13 protein-coding genes and 1 riboswitch are annotated in these 15,027 nt (G+C 64.7%); of the genes, 8 read left to right on the top strand and 5 right to left on the bottom strand.

Annotation, left to right across the window (positions count from 1 at the left end; translation table 11 throughout):
* Positions 1-131: 131 nt before the first annotated feature.
* Positions 132-932 (bottom strand): lysophospholipid acyltransferase family protein, encoded by an 801-nt coding sequence (locus tag MBTS_RS13900; RefSeq protein WP_192215886.1) that lies wholly within the window; start codon positions 930-932, stop codon positions 132-134.
* 79 nt (positions 933-1,011) lie between these two features.
* Here MBTS_RS13900 and MBTS_RS13895 point away from each other — a divergent pair, with 79 nt between their 5' ends.
* Positions 1,012-1,821, top strand: coding sequence for an exodeoxyribonuclease III (locus tag MBTS_RS13895; RefSeq protein ID WP_192215885.1), 810 nt, complete (start codon positions 1,012-1,014; stop codon positions 1,819-1,821).
* A gap of 311 nt (positions 1,822-2,132) precedes the next feature.
* Positions 2,133-2,244: riboswitch (SAM-I-IV-variant riboswitch) on the top strand.
* 50 nt (positions 2,245-2,294) lie between these two features.
* Positions 2,295-3,362: a threonine aldolase family protein gene (locus tag MBTS_RS13890; protein ID WP_192215884.1), complete on the top strand. Its 1,068-nt coding sequence runs from the start codon at positions 2,295-2,297 to the stop codon at positions 3,360-3,362.
* An 88-nt stretch (positions 3,363-3,450) separates the two neighbouring features.
* On the opposite strand, the gene MBTS_RS13885 is transcribed toward MBTS_RS13890, so the two are convergent.
* Positions 3,451-3,750 (bottom strand): hypothetical protein, encoded by a 300-nt coding sequence (locus tag MBTS_RS13885; protein WP_192215883.1) that lies wholly within the window; start codon positions 3,748-3,750, stop codon positions 3,451-3,453.
* Between the two features lie 454 nt (positions 3,751-4,204).
* On the opposite strand from MBTS_RS13885, the gene rpsO reads away from it, so the two are divergent.
* The 3 genes from rpsO (at position 4,205) to MBTS_RS13870 (ending at position 8,110) form a co-directional block, all read left to right on the top strand.
* A complete protein-coding gene (gene rpsO / locus MBTS_RS13880) occupies positions 4,205-4,474 on the top strand; it encodes a 30S ribosomal protein S15 (protein WP_018044126.1) in 270 nt (89 codons plus the stop codon).
* Between the two features lie 214 nt (positions 4,475-4,688).
* Positions 4,689-6,860, top strand: a complete 2,172-nt coding sequence (gene pnp / locus MBTS_RS13875; RefSeq protein WP_056142911.1) for a polyribonucleotide nucleotidyltransferase — start codon at positions 4,689-4,691, stop codon at positions 6,858-6,860.
* 605 nt (positions 6,861-7,465) lie between these two features.
* On the top strand, positions 7,466-8,110 hold the full coding sequence (locus MBTS_RS13870; protein WP_192215882.1) for a glutathione S-transferase family protein: 645 nt from the start codon (positions 7,466-7,468) through the stop codon (positions 8,108-8,110).
* 3 nt (positions 8,111-8,113) lie between these two features.
* Here the strand turns inward: MBTS_RS13870 and MBTS_RS13865 are convergent, their stop codons facing one another.
* Positions 8,114-9,928 (bottom strand): SWIM zinc finger family protein, encoded by a 1,815-nt coding sequence (locus tag MBTS_RS13865; RefSeq protein WP_192215881.1) that lies wholly within the window; start codon positions 9,926-9,928, stop codon positions 8,114-8,116.
* Positions 9,929-10,005: 77 nt separating this feature from the next.
* Here MBTS_RS13865 and MBTS_RS13860 point away from each other — a divergent pair, with 77 nt between their 5' ends.
* Positions 10,006-10,227, top strand: coding sequence for a YgaP family membrane protein (locus MBTS_RS13860; protein ID WP_018044130.1), 222 nt, complete (start codon positions 10,006-10,008; stop codon positions 10,225-10,227).
* Positions 10,228-10,335: 108 nt separating this feature from the next.
* Here MBTS_RS13860 and MBTS_RS13855 read toward each other — a convergent pair whose 3' ends face one another.
* Positions 10,336-10,599, bottom strand: a complete 264-nt coding sequence (locus MBTS_RS13855) for a GlsB/YeaQ/YmgE family stress response membrane protein (RefSeq protein WP_056159309.1) — start codon at positions 10,597-10,599, stop codon at positions 10,336-10,338.
* A gap of 207 nt (positions 10,600-10,806) precedes the next feature.
* Between MBTS_RS13855 and MBTS_RS13850 the strand changes: the two genes are divergently transcribed.
* Both MBTS_RS13850 and MBTS_RS13845 read left to right on the top strand, forming a co-directional pair.
* On the top strand, positions 10,807-11,169 hold the full coding sequence (locus MBTS_RS13850) for a RidA family protein (protein WP_192215880.1): 363 nt from the start codon (positions 10,807-10,809) through the stop codon (positions 11,167-11,169).
* Positions 11,170-11,195: 26 nt separating this feature from the next.
* Positions 11,196-12,350 (top strand): polyamine ABC transporter substrate-binding protein, encoded by a 1,155-nt coding sequence (locus tag MBTS_RS13845; RefSeq protein ID WP_192215879.1) that lies wholly within the window; start codon positions 11,196-11,198, stop codon positions 12,348-12,350.
* Positions 12,351-12,627: 277 nt separating this feature from the next.
* On the opposite strand, the gene MBTS_RS13840 is transcribed toward MBTS_RS13845, so the two are convergent.
* Complete coding sequence (locus MBTS_RS13840; protein ID WP_192215878.1) at positions 12,628-14,298, bottom strand: AIPR family protein; 1,671 nt, start codon at positions 14,296-14,298, stop codon at positions 12,628-12,630.
* Positions 14,299-15,027: the final 729 nt, after the last annotated feature.

Genomic DNA, 15,027 nt, shown 5'->3' with positions numbered 1-15,027 from the left:
CCAGCCTCCGACGGCTGAGGGTCACCCAACCACCCCCACCTCCAACTCCTCCCCACAAGGGGGAGGAGGGCAGCGCATCCCGCTGAAAAGCGTGGATCCCATAAGCCCGCAGAGGGGGGAGGAATTGTTGCTCACGACGCTTGAAGGCTCATTTCCGGGGTTCCGCTCCGCCAGCGGTTCAACTCCGCGTCGATCGCGTCCTGCGTGCCCCGCATGAACTCGCCGCCGGAGAGGCCCGGCTTCAGGGTTTCAAGGTAGCTCACCACCACGGTTCCGGGGATGTGGCGCGAGCCGCCATGGGGCCAGTACAGGCCGGAATTCACCGCCACGGGCAGGACCGGTAGGCCGAGCTTGGCGTAGAGCAGTTCCACCCCGCGCTTGAACTGCACCGGCGCGTCGATGGTGCTGCGGGTGCCCTCCGGGAACATCAGGATCGAGCGCCCCTCCGCGATGGCCATCCGGCTCTCGTCGATCATGGTGCGCAGGGCCTGGGTGCCGTTGGCCCGGTCGATGATGATCATCGGCGAGCGGCGCAGGAACCAGCCGACGATGGGGATCGCCACGAGTTCGCGCTTGGCCACGATGGCGACGTTCGGGATCAGGATGAGGAAGGCCAGGGTCTCCCAGGCCGATTGGTGGTTGGCCACGATGAGGCACGGCTCTGCGGGGATGTGGGCGCGCCCCTCCTCCACATAGGACAGGCCGACGATGTAGCGCAGGCCGAACAGGATGCCGCGCGACCACAGCCGCGTCGCCGCCCGAATCGGCTTCGTCGGGCAGCCGAGGGCCGCGAGCACCACGAGGGGAAGCGCGAAACAGGCGGTCCAGGCGGCCCAGTAGACGTTGAAGAGCGCAGAGCGGGTGCGCGACACGACGGGCGATCCTTCCTGAAACGGCGACGGCGCGTCCTTCTCGCTGATGGAACGCGGCATTTGTGCGGCGACGGGCGGGCCGATCCGGTCTATCGAAGCGGCCGATCCCGTCCCTTATCACATCTGTGAGCTAGACCCGTTGCGCCTCTCCGTCACCACCTGGAACATCAATTCGGTGCGGTTGCGCATCGATCTCGTGCTGCGGTTCCTCGCGCAAGCGAAGCCCGACGTGCTCTGCCTGCAGGAGACCAAGTGCCCGGACGACGCGTTTCCGCTGAAGGACCTGCGCGGGTCCGGCTACGAGCACGTCGTCTTCGCCGGCCAGAAGGGCTACAACGGTGTGGCCATCCTTTCGCGCTTTCCCCTGCTCACCCGCGACGTCATGGCCTTCTGCGGGAAGCCGGATGCCCGCCACATCTCGGCCGTGCTCGGGCCGGAGGCGGGCGCGGCGGCGGGCCTCGTGATCCACAATTTCTACGTCCCGGCCGGCGGCGACGTTCCGGATGTCGGGCTCAATCCGAAATTCGCGCACAAGCTCGACTTCCTGCAAGACCTGCGTGCCTGGGGCGCACGGCGCATGGCCGGCCCGGCGATCCTGGTGGGCGACCTCAACGTGGCGCCCCTCGAACACGACGTCTGGTCGCACAAGCAGTTGCTCTCCGTGGTCAGCCATACGCCGGTGGAGACGCAGGCCCTGGAAGAACTGCGCGGGGAAGCCGGTTGGATCGACGCCGCCCGCGTGCTCACCCCGGAGCCCGAGAAGATCTACACGTGGTGGAGCTACCGCTCGCCGGACTGGTCGGCCGCCAACAAGGGGCGGCGCCTCGACCATGCCTGGATCTCGCCCGACCTCATCGGCACCGCGCGCTCCGTGGACGTGTTCCGCGAGGCGCGGGGCTGGGAGCGACCCTCCGACCACGTACCGGTGACGCTGACCCTCGACCTGTGACGGGCGGGCGCATCCCATCCGTGTGGCCGGCCGAGGAACGCAAAGCCCTGCCGATCATTGCACTTCGGACTGGCGGCCCCGGATGGGCGCCGCATCTTATTCACCGCTCCGGAGTGTCCTCCAAATGCGCAAGCTGATCCTCGCCTTCCTTCTCCCCAGGGTCGTCTCCTACCTCCGCCGCCGCTATTCCGGCCGCTCGGGTCGCCCGACTGCCTGAAGTTCGCTCCTCGCCCGTCCTCCCAGTGTGGGAGGACGGGCGGCACGCATCACTCCCGTCGCGTTGCGGCCGGCCCCGCGCGCTGATAAGCCTCCTATCGCATCAAGAGTCGCGGCGACGCCCGACGCCAACCTGCTGATCCGAGCAAGGTGGAGCCCTCATCGACTGGAGGGGATGTGGCCGAACCGGCAACGAAACGGGTTTCGCCACGCGTCGCTTCGGCTCCCCTTTGGGACCGACGGAAGGCGCAGCGACGATGAAGTCCGAACCCCAGCAATTCGCCAGCGACAACTACGCCGGCATCTGTCCCGAGGCCTGGGCCGCCACCGAAGCGGCCAATGGCGGCTCGGTGCCCGCCTATGGCGAGGATGCCTGGACGAAGCGGGCGTCGGACGCGTTCCGCGATCTGTTCGACAAGCCGGATGCGGAGGTGTTCTTCGCCTTCAACGGCACCGCCGCCAACTCCCTGGCGCTGGCCTCCCTGTGCCAGTCCTACCACAGCGTCATCTGCTCGGCCTCGGCGCATGTGGAGACCGACGAGTGCGGCGCCCCGGAATTCTTCTCCAACGGCTCGAAACTGCTGGTGGCGGCGAGCCCGGACGGAAAGCTCACGCCGGCCCTCATCCGGGGGCTCGCGACGGGGCGCTCCGACATTCATTTCCCCAAACCCCGCGTCGTGACGATCACCCAGCCGACGGAGACCGGGCAGCTCTATACCCTCGACGAGATCCGGGCGGTTTCGGCCGGCTGCCGGGACCTCGGCCTGCGCCTCCACATGGACGGCGCGCGCTTCGCCAATGCCTGCGCCAGCCTCGGCTGTGAGCCGGCGGAGATGACCTGGAAGGCGGGGGTCGACCTGCTCTGCTTCGGCGGCACCAAGAACGGCATGGCGGCGGGCGAGGCGATCCTGTTCTTCGATCCCGCCCTCGCCGAGGATTTCGGCTATCGCTGCAAGCAGGCGGGGCAGCTCGCCTCGAAGATGCGCTTCCTCACCGCGCCCTGGGTCGGAATGCTGGAGGGCGGCGCCTGGATCCGCAACGCAGCCCATGCCAATGCCTGCGCGCGACGTCTCGCCGGGGCGGTGGCGGAGTGCCCGGGCTTTACCGCCATGTTTCCGGTGGAGGCCAACGCCGTATTCCTGAAGGCATCGCCCGAGCGACTGGACGCCTTGCGGGACAGGGGCTGGCGTTTCTACACCTTCATCGGCGGTGGCGCCCGGTTCATGTTCGCCTGGGATTCCGAGCCCGAGCGGATCGACGCGCTCGTGCGGGACATCCGCGCGGTGAGCTCCGCTGTGCCGGATCGACTGTCCGCCTCCGGCTGATTCCATCCGCCCATCGGGCTGCGCTCAAGCTTCTGAGTGTCGGGGCGGTCCGGCCGCAGAACCGGCGAACGCTGTTTTCGATACCGGTTCAGTCCGTTTTCTTCGTGTCGGGCATGCCGGCCACGAACTCCTTCACGGCGGCATCGTAGTGTTGCTTGACGAACTCCTTCGTCCCGGCGGGAACGACGGCCCAGATCACGGCGGCGACGAAGATCAGCGCCGCGACTGTGTAGGAAAAGCTCTCGAAGACACCAAGCCCCCCGAGCAGCAGGGGGATCAGGCTAAGTGCCAACGCGATAAAGGCCGAGCCAAACAAGTAATAACTTGATGCGAAAGCAATAACAGCAAATGCTATCGGTCTTCCGATCTTGATGATGATCCGGTTCATTCCACCCCCAGTCGTTTCGGAAAACCTGATTGCGCTTCTTAGTTGAGGCCGAGCCTTTATCACATTTAAGTTTGAATGCAAAAGACAGAAGCTCGAATTTGTCGCACTGTGACCTTTGCGGCGAAATGGAGCCCGGCTCGTCGACAGACAATACGATAAATCAAGACGTTAGACTTGGAATGGCCCGAGGCGGCCTTGCGTCGTTCCGGACGCTCCGCCGAGGCGGAGCGAAGGCCCGGCATCCGTCCGGGCAGGCGCCGGGACGGGGGTGGCACGAAGCCCGGATTGGTGTATGTGTCCTCTGGCCTCGACCCGGAAACGGGCACGGGGCTAAAGCTGCTTGTGAACGCGACCGTGCTGGACGACATCCCGGCACAGGCCCCGTCGCAGGCTGAGGCGGTCTTTCTCGAAGAAAACCGTCTCGATCCGAAAACCCGTATCGAAAGGGAATGCGATGTCGATTTCGGCCGAGCGCAAGACTGCGCTCATCAAGGAATACGCGACCGGCGGCAAGGACACCGGTTCTCCGGAGGTCCAGGTGGCGATCCTCACCGAGCGGATCACCAACCTCACCGGCCACTTCAAGACCCACGGCAAGGACAACCATTCCCGCCGCGGCCTCCTGAAGATGGTCTCGCAGCGCCGCTCGCTGCTCGACTACGTCAAGCGCAAGGACGAGGCCCGCTACCGCAGCCTCATCGAGCGTCTCGGCATCCGCCGCTAAGGCGATTTTCGCGGTCCCGAGCCTGGCTCAGGGCCGCATTTCATTGACGTCCCGCGCTGCCGGAATGGGTCTGGCCGCGCGACCATCGGGCCGCTTCGAGGCGCACTCGTCGGGGACAGGATCGCCAGGAGTTCTTCGCCGGTCCGGCGCGGAACTCCTCGCCGTCTTGCCCCTGGCGGCGCCGGGCACGCCCGACCGCAGGAAGGCATGACATATGTTCGACGTACAACGTGAAGAGCTGATCTGGGGCGACCGCAAGCTCGTCCTCGAGACGGGCAAGGTCGCCCGCCAGGCCGACGGCGCCGTGATGGCGACGTATGGCGAGACCTCGGTGCTGGCCACCGTTGTGTCCGGCAAGGAGCCCAAGGCCGGAATCGACTTCCTGCCGCTCACCGTGAACTACCAGGAGCGCGCCTACGCCGCCGGCCGCATCCCCGGCGGATACTTCAAGCGCGAAGGCCGTCCCTCCGAGAAGGAGACCCTGGTCTCCCGCCTCATCGACCGCCCGATCCGCCCCCTCTTCGTCGAAGGCTGGCGCAACGACACCCAGGTCGTCGTCACCGTCCTGACCCACGACCTCGAGAACGATCCCGACATCCTCGCCATGGTGGCGGCCTCCGCCGCCCTCACCCTGTCGGGCGTGCCCTTCACCGGCCCGATCGGCGCGGCCCGCGTCGGCTACGTCAACGGCCAGTACATCCTGAACCCGCCGGTTCCCGAGCTCGAGAACTCGACCCTGGATCTCGTCGTCGCCGGCACGCAGGACGCCGTGCTGATGGTGGAATCCGAGGCCAAGGAGCTCGACGAAGAGACCATGCTCGGCGCCGTGATGTTCGGCCACAAGCATTTCCAGCCGGTCATCGACGCGATCATCCGCCTCGCCGAGAAGGCCGCCAAGGAGCCCCGCAACTTCTCCGCGCCCGAGAACGGCGACGTGGAGCAGGCCGTCCTCGACGTGTGCGAAGCGGAGCTCCGCGACGCCTACAAGAACACCGTCAAGCAGGAGCGCTACGCCGCCGTCGACGCCGTGAAGGCGAAGGTGATCGCGGCTCTCTGTCCGGCCGAGGGTGAGCAGAGGTTCTCGCCTGAGAAGGTCAAGGCCGCGTTCAAGGAAGCGCAGTCCAAGGTCGTGCGCTGGAACATCCTCGACACGGGCTCCCGCATCGACGGACGCGACGTCCGCACCGTGCGGCCGATCGTGTCCCAGGTCGGCGTGCTGCCCCGCGCCCACGGTTCGTCGCTGTTCACCCGCGGCGAGACCCAGGCCCTCGTGGTCGCCACCCTCGGCACCGGCGAGGACGAGCAGTTCATCGACGCGCTCGAAGGCACCTACAAAGAGACCTTCCTGCTGCACTACAACTTCCCTCCCTACTCGGTGGGCGAGACCGGCCGCATGGGCTCCCCGGGCCGCCGCGAGATCGGCCACGGCAAGCTCGCCTGGCGCGCCGTGCACCCCGTGCTGCCGCCGGCCCACGAGTTCCCGTACACGATCCGCGTCGTGTCCGAGATCACCGAGTCGAACGGCTCCTCCTCGATGGCCTCCGTCTGCGGCGCCTCGCTGTCGCTGATGGATGCCGGCGTGCCCCTGCGCCGTCCGGTGGCCGGCATCGCCATGGGCCTCATCCTCGAGGGTGAGCGCTACGCCGTGCTGTCCGACATCCTCGGCGACGAGGATCACCTGGGCGACATGGACTTCAAGGTGGCGGGCACGGAAGCCGGCATCACCTCGCTGCAGATGGACATCAAGATCGCCGGCATCACCGAGGAGATCATGAAGGTCGCCCTGCATCAGGCGCAGGAAGGCCGCGTCCACATCCTCGGCGAGATGGCCAAGGCCCTCACCGATGCCCGTCCCGAGCTCGGCGAATACGCGCCCCGCATCGAGACCATGCAGATCCCCACCGACAAGATCCGGGAAGTGATCGGCACCGGCGGCAAGGTGATCCGCGAGATCGTCGAGAAGACCGGCGCCAAGATCAACATCGACGACACCGGCACGGTGAAGATCGCCTCCAGCGACGGCAAGGCCATCAAGGCCGCCTATAACTGGATCCGGTCGATTGTGGCGGAAGCCGAAGTCGGCATGATCTACGACGGCACCGTCGTGAAATGCATGGAGTTCGGCGCCTTCGTGAACTTCTTCGGCGCCAAGGACGGCCTCGTCCATATCTCGGAACTCGCCGCCCAGCGCGTCGCCAAGGTGACGGACGTCGTCAAGGACGGCCAGAAGGTCAAGGTGAAGTTCCTCGGCGCGGACGATCGCGGCAAGATCCGCCTCTCCATGAAGGTCGTCGACCAGGAGACCGGCGAGGACCTGACCGAGAAGCTCAAGGCCGAGCGCAACGCCGAGCAGGACCGCGCCCGCGGACCCCGCCAGGACGCGTAAGCCCCCTCAGCCTTCGGGGTGATCGAGAATGAAGAGCGCGGTCCCGAGAGGGGCCGCGCTTTTTCGTTTGGGGCACGGATGCCTCGGGAAGCGCGCCCATGATCGAGATGGTCGTGCCCGGTGCTCACTCCATCATCCGGTATCGTCAGAGGCGGATGGCCATGATCGTTCCGCTGCGCCCTGGGTGTGTATCGATGACATCGACCTCGACCGATGCATGAAAGTTCGGAGAGGAACGGGGCGGAGCGGAGACCTCGAAGGAGGGCTCCAGAACCCACCGCGATCTTCTGGAGCCCTCCTTCGAGGCCGCTACGCGGCGCCTCAGGATGAGGTGATTGGGTGGGACGTCTGGTGATGGCAACAGGGCCGGCCGCACATGGCCCATCCCGCCAAACCACCTCATCCTGAGGCGACGGAGCGAAGCGCAGGCCTTGAAGGAGGGCTTCAGATATCATTGCGATCCCCGGAACCCTCCCGAGGCTGCGGCGCCGCAGCTGAGGTGGAGGTGGTCTGGTGGCAGCCACGGGCACTTGCCGGCTTCGGTCAGCTCCGTACCCTCCCCTGCCTCGGCGAATCGCCGGCGACCACCGTCCCAGGGAGGCCCCATGAGCGAAGACCTCATCCTCTACACCCACCCGATGTCGCGCGGGCGGATCGTGCGCTGGATGCTGGAGGAGGTCGGGCGGCCCTACCGGGCAGAGATCCTCGATTTCACAGCGCTGAAGCAGCCGGCCTATCTCGGCATCAATCCCATGGGGAAGGTGCCGGCCCTGCGCCATGGCGAGAGCGTGGTCACCGAATGCGCCGCCATCCTCGCTTATCTCGCCGATGCGTTCCCCGACGCCGGTCTCGCACCGCCACCCGGCAGCGCGGAGCGCGGAGCGTATTACCGCTGGCTGTTCTTCGCCGCCGGGCCGGTGGAGGCGGCCGTCCTGAACACGGCGCTCGGTATCGATGTGCCGCCCGAGCGCAAGGGCATGGCCGGCTACGGCAGCATGGCCGAGGTGCTCGATACCCTGGAAGGCGCGGTCTCGGGCACGGAGTATCTCGCGGGCGGCCGGTTCAGCGCCGCCGACCTCTATCTCGGCTCGCATCTCGGCTGGGGCATGCAGTTCGGCACGATTCCGCGCCGCCCCGCCTTCGAGGCCTATATCGGCCGGCTCTATGCCCGGCCGGCGGCGTTGCGGGCGAGCGAGATCGACGACGGCCTTGTCGCCGCATCGACCCCCGCCGGTCATGCGGGGGCGTGAGGCTCACGCGTCGTAGCGCAGGGCCTCCAGCAGGGGGCGGAGCTTGTGCTTGCGGCGGTGGGTGGCGATGAGGTCCTCGATGCGGGCGGTCCAGTCGTCGATCCGCCCCGCCGCGTCGTAGGCTTGGGCGGCGCGCGCGAGGAAGGCCGCGGCGACATCGTAGCGGCCCGCTTGACCCTGATCGATGATCGCGACGGCCTTGCGTTCGGCGGTGCGGATCACCCAATCGGAATGGCGCCCATGCGCCACCTCCAGCAGGCGCAAAGTCACCGGCTCGGGCGTGTCGTAGCCCGTCGCCTCGCCGATGGCGGCGACCGCCTCGTCGATCATCCCCTCGTCGAGGAGGATCTCGATCCGGTCGGGCGCGCGGTCGGCGGCGATCAGCCCGGCGAGGAGATCGGGCTTCAGCCAGTCCCAGCCCTCCCCCGCGACCGCGCGCGCCGCCTCGTAATCCTCGCGCGACAGCGAGCGCCGGAAGGCCGCGCGGGCGGCGCGGACGGCCAGCTCCGTGTGCCCTGCCCCTGCGGCGGCCTCGCGCAGCCAATGGGCCAGGGGGAGGACCGAGGCGCCGGGACGCCACGGTTGATCGTCCCTGTCGCCGGCATCGCCCCCCGCGAGGCCGAGCCCGGCCTCGGCGACGTGGAACGCCTCATCGGACCGGCCCGCCTCCATCAGCGCCCGCGCGAGGTCGAGGGCCTCGTCCGGCAGGGTGAAGCGGGCGCTGCCATGCGCCACCGCCTCCGCGATCCGGCCGAGCCGCACGAGCATGGTGGCGACGCGCGCCTCGGCGCCGACGGCCCGGGCGAGGTGGAGATAGGCGTCGCCGTGGCCCCGCGCGTCGAGCACCCGCAGGCGGATCGCGGTGAGTTCGAGCTCGGTGAGGTCCTCGTCGTCCGCCGGCCACGGCCCGGTCCCGCCCTCCAAAATGGCGTTGAGCGCGGGATCGTCCCAGCCCTGCTCCAGGGCGCGGGCCGCGATGCCGAAGCCGTCCTCGACGCCGTAGTCGTAGAGCTCCGCGTCCCAGCCCTCCAGGGTGTCCACCAGCGCCTCCCGCTCGCCCCCGTCGAGGTCGGAGAGCAGCGCGGCCTCGGCCATCATCCGCCCGAGATCGTGGAACAGGAGGTAGAACTCCTCGTCCGTCTCGTAGCCGCCGCCGAGCCAGTCCTCGATCACGGGTTCGGCCACGGCCTCGAGGATGCGCAGGGCGCTGCGACCGTCGCCGGCCTCCATGTGCGGCACGGCCTTGTCCGCCAGGTGGCGCAGGGCGTCGGCATTGCCGCTGGGGCGGTAGCCGTCCCAGAAGTCGCGGTTCCGGGAGGGGCCGGAGAGCACGGCGCGGGCGCGCGCGGACACGGCGGTTGTGTCCACCGGCGCGCCGCCGGGGCGCAACGCGGTGGCGAGGTCCGCCTCGATCCAGCCGGTGAGGTCGGGATCCTCCTCGGCCCGCCGCAGGATCAGGTCGCGCAGGGCCTCGGCGCTCAAGGGGGCGAGAAGGGCCTCCAGGGTCGGACGGGCGGCGGCGGAGCCGGGATCGTCCGCGAGGGTGAGCAGGGTCGCCACCACGTGCTTGCAGGCGCCGCCCCATTCGTAGGGGCAGGTGCAGGAAAAGGCCGTCGCCTTGCCCCGCGCGATGCGGATGCTCACCCGGTAGGGATCGATCTCGCTCCCCGCCACCGCGGCGGTGAGGGTGTCGCCGCGCATCACGAGGTCGGAGACCGCGTCCCGGCGCCGGTACTCCTCGCCGCGCGCAAAAACCTCCGGGCCGGCGAGGCGGCGGATCTCGGCCACGGAGATCGGTTTGCGCGTGCTCGTACCCATCCGGCCTCCGTTCTCTCGGAACACCCATCCTCCCGCCGCGTTCGCCCCGCGACGCAACACGAGGAGTAGACTCCACCATGGCAGATCCGATGATTCCGAGCATCTTCGAGGGCGAAGCGAACCTGTCCACCACCGAGCGGGCGGTGTCCGTGGTGCTCGGCCTCGGCATCGCGGCCGCCGCCGCCCAGCCCCGGCCGAACAAGTGGTTGAGCCTCGCCGCCCTCGTGGTCGGCGCCGGCCTCGCCATTCGCGGCGCCACCGGCCATTGCCCGGTCAAGTCGGCCGGCTACATCTCCTGAACCCAAATCTCCTGAACCCAAGACACGAAAAAGGGGCGCTCCGATGGGGCGCCCCTTTTGTCTTGCCGATCTCCGGCGCGGGGTCACACGACCCGCACGCCATGAGCCTCAAAGGGTGGTGGTGCGGCGGCTGGCGATGAAGCCGTAGATGGCGAGCACCACGATGGCGCCGACCACCGCGCCGATGAAGCCCGCGCCCTGGTTGGGGGCGTACCAGCCGAGGGCCTGGCCGAGGAAGGTGGCGACGAAGGCGCCGACGATGCCGAGGATGGTGGTGAGGATGAAGCCCGCGGGCTCCTTGTCGCCCGGCATGATGAACTTGGCGACGACACCGGCGAGGAAGCCGATGATGATGGTCCAGATGATACCCATGAGCTAATTCCCGATACGCGGCGGCCGGGATTGTCCCCGCCGGACTTGGCCGTATTGGTCAAGCAACGCCGCATCGCGGGATGGGTTGCGCCCGGCGTGGCGAGAATGTCTCATTCCCCGAGGGGGCGCGTCCCCCTGCCCCTTTACGGGCGGCCCTCCCGCACGGCACAACGCGGGGCACCCTCCCCCATTCTCGAGTATCCCCGCATGACCACGATCACCCGTTTCGAATCCGGCGCCCGCATGAGCCAGGCGGTCACCTATGGCGACATGGTCTACCTCGCGGGTCAGGTGGCCGGCACGGTGGTGGGGGTCGGCGTCACCGCGCAGACGCAGGAGATCCTCGCCGAGATCGACCGGCTGCTCGCCCAGGCCGGCAGCGACAAGAGCCGCATCCTCTCGACCACGATCTATCTGGCCGACATCGCCACCTTCGCCGAGATGAACGCCGCCTGGGACGCCTGGGTCTCGAAGGAGAACCCGCCCGCCCGCGCCACGGTGGAGGCCAAGCTCGCCGCACCCGAATACCTCGTGGAGATCGTCGTCGTCGCGGCCAAACTCCCCGCCTGACGCACTGACACGCGAGGAGCCAGCCGATGCGCCGGATCGTTTTCGTCATCCTTCTGATCGCGCTGGCGCTCAGCCTCGCCGGGTCGCTGTTCCTGGCCTTCGCCTTCCTCAATTCGGCGCAGGCCCAGGCGCAGGCTCAAGAGCCCAAGGGCCCCGAACGCGTGGTCAACATCTACAATTGGTCGGACTATATCGACCCCAAGATGCTGGACGCCTTCACCAAGGAGACCGGCATCAAGGTCGTGTACGACACCTACGACAACAACGAGATCCTGGAGACGAAGCTGCTGGCCGGCCAGTCCGGCTACGATCTCGTGGTGCCTACCGGCCCGTTCCTGCAGCGCCTCATCAAGGCCGGCGTGTTCCGGCCCCTCGACAAGGCCAAGATCCCGAACCTCAGACACGCCTGGCCCGAGATCGCCCAGCGCCTCGCGGTCTACGACCCCGGCAACGCCTATGCGGTGGACTACATGTGGGGCACCACCGGCATCGGCGTGAATCTCGGCCCCGTGCGCGAGCGCCTCGGCCCCAACCAGCCCCTCAACACCTGGACCCTGGTGCTCAACCCTGCGCTGATGGCCAAGCTCAAGGATTGCGGGGTGATGATGCTCGACAGCCCCGAGGACCTGATCCCCAGCATGCTGCCGGCCTACGGCCTCAAGCCCGACACCAAGCGCTGGGACGACATCTCCCAGGTCACCGACGCCCTGTTCAAGGTGCGCGGCTCGGTGCGAAAATTCCACTCGTCGGAATACATCAACGGGCTCGCCAACGGCGACCTCTGCCTCGCAGTGGGCTATTCCGGCGACGTGATGCAGGCCAAGAAACGCGCCGAGGAATCGAAGAACGGCGTCGAGATCGCCTATTTCATCCCGAAGGAAGGCGCGCTGATGTGGTTCGATGCGCTGGCCATCCCCAAGGACGCCCCCCACCCGGAGGAGGCCCACCGCTTCATCGACTACCTGATGCGCCCCGAGGTCGCCGCCGCCAACACCAACTTCGTCGCTTACGCCAACGGCAACCTCGCCGCCAAACCCCTGGTGAAGCCGGAGATCCTTTCGAATGCCGGCATCTACCCGGACGAGGCGACGATGCAGCGGCTGTTCACCAACCAGGCCTGGGATGACCGGACGCAGCGGTTCGTGACGCGGAATTGGACGCGGGTGCGGACGGGGCGGTGATGTCTCATTTATGACGTTACTGTGTCCTTATGGCGTACAGCAATAAAGGCGTATCAGCCGCTCAGCTTAACCGCACACTCGGCCTTGGCTCACCGCATCCGCGAAGCAATGTCCGATACCGTTTCGCCCGAACCCCTGATGGGCGTTGGCGGTGGTTTTGGGGAGGCCGACGAGACTTTCGTTGGCGGGAAGCCGGCGGCGCCAAGAAGGGCGGCGGCTTCAGCCACAATCTGCGATTGCTACCTCTGAAAGATTATTGTTATCGCGACTATCCATTTTATTTGTTCCATTCCATTTCAAATGTGTCCTGTCGCCCGCGTATTACATTTTTTTCATAGTCTTTCTGTATGCTGCTCGCTAAAGACTTCACCCATTCTGCGTCTTTTACTTTTCCACGATAATCGAAATCGGTGCCGAACCTTCGGCTTTCGACGTCGATATCGACAATAATATCCCCAATGAATCCACCAATGCATTCGCAAAACCGCTTTCGCAGTCCGGCGTCGCGCATGAATTTTTCTGGGTTGTTTATTATTTCATTGAATTTTTTGTCATCATTCAGAAGCTCTCTGAATATGTACATAATCATGTATCGTGTAAGTTTGTACTTAGCTATGAGGCCTTGTCTAAATAGAACAAGTTTATTGACAATCTCATTATCAATCAGCCTTAGCATTACGATACGGTCGGCGCTAACTTCAGGCCTTCCAAATAGCGCAGCGTGCCTATCCTCAAAAACTTCATACTTCCTATGTGTTCCCCACGGCTCCTTCTGGTCGAAGGCCATCATATATAAGCCGGCTTCTTCATTGGGTATCGATTCACCCTCAGATGGTGTTTCCCCTCGTTTTATTTCATAGCTATAAACACCATCGTAGTGTTGGGCAAATTCAGTGCGAAGGCGGATCTGAATCTTATTGTTTGACTTAAAATCTCTTGATCTAACTCCATTTTGGTTGTTTGAATATTCTGTAATCAGCGTCGCCGTAGGCGAGCTCGGGTCCATTTCTATAAACTTCGTAAGCAACTTTAGGTCATCGGTTATGGCTTCTTTGTTATTATAAAGCGACGTGATGCTTTGGCAGCCATTGACGACGTAGTAGCCGCTAATTTCAATCTTGTCGGGCGCCTGCTTAACCGATTGAGCTATGACGGTTATGCCATTATGGAAAAGCGGGAACAATTTATGCTTATCACTGTCGTTAATTGTAGCAACCACGTCTTTATTTACACTAGTTCGTCCAAGCGGCCCGCGTACATTGTAAGCGAATAGGGATTGATCGCTAATTCCATCCATTAGAACTAATTCTCTAGCTCTAATCGGAGCAATAATAGCTCGCACATCGCCACCCGCGACATGCTCAGCTACGCCAATTCCGTAGACATCAAATGTTGCGGGCTTTTGTTTTGGAAGATTTCTTTCATCGGAAATATGATTGTCGATCAAGAATTGTCTACCAATGAATTTTATATCGTTCCCATAGTGTTTTAAGAAGGACGACCCATTGTGGTCAAGATCAATATTTGTAACAAACTCACCGCGCAGCTCATAAGTGCCAATTTTTGACAGTAAGTCAGAGCGCTTTATTAGCTGTACGATTTGGGCGTTACCAGCATTTTCCATAAGATGAGTAACTGCTTCGGCTGATTTGAACTGCTGCAAAGTGCCGAGAAATCCACGCAGCGTTGCATCGCCTACCGTAGAATTCGTTTTATGGGATATTTTCGACTGAAATACAGTTATCGTTAGATTGCTATCGTTGATAAAAATCCCATCCACGCCCTTATCACCGCCCTGATCGCAAACGGCGTCTTCAGCCTCTACTTGTTCGAGCCGGTAATACTGCTCTAGATACCAAATCAGAAATGCTGCGCTCGCAGAGCGAATTGGACTCAGGTACTCGGGGAAATTGTCGAGCAATTCGGGATAATCCACACTGATCGCCATTCTCTTGCTCACAGATGCATCTCGGAAGTCCCCTATCGTGTCATGCGGGTACCTTGGCCGGCAAGGCGCCAGATCAGGCGTTAAATGCTCGCTGCAACAGCCGGTCCTGCTCATGGCGACCGCCTTTTGTGCGGAATGCATAATCGCCAATTTATTCCAAGTGTCTTGACAAAATTCCTATTTCATGCCTATATCCCCACACCTGCCGCCCAGCGAAGGGGGCCTGTCCGGTGACCGACCGGGTGGGCCGAAAGGGCGGCGGGGCGGTGCCTGCGTCGGTGGTGTCGGTCACCATCGCCCCGGGCGGCGGCTCGCCAAGGCTGGAGGCTCGGATCGGGGCGAGGAACTGGGAGTTAAATGCCCCGGCATCGACCTCGGTCTGGGCTCCCATGACAAGGATTGCGACCCCTCCAATACGAGAGGGCGTGCGGGGCAAAGTCCGTTCGAACAGCCGGGATGGGATCGAACGACCACCACCAGAGCGCGACGCAACGCGAGGACCGCTGGAGACACCGCGACGAAAAAACAGGCCCCGGCGGGAACGCCGGAGCCTGACGGGACGCCGGGGGACCGGCAAACTATGATAGCGCTCAATGGGTTTCGCGGCGTCCCGCGTCCCCCTTTTGGGGCTTCTTTTGGGCCATGCCCCCGGCGCTGTCGCGCGCGGGGGTGAAGGTGTGTGCGGCGTCCTCCTCCCCCTTGTGGGGACGAGTTGGAGGTGGGGGTGGT

The organism is Methylobacterium bullatum (assembly GCF_014845095.1).
Taxonomy (GTDB): Bacteria; Pseudomonadota; Alphaproteobacteria; order Rhizobiales; family Beijerinckiaceae; genus Methylobacterium; species Methylobacterium bullatum.
The sequence above is the reverse complement of the archived record's forward strand: the minus strand, read 5'-3'. Positions and strand labels throughout refer to the sequence as shown.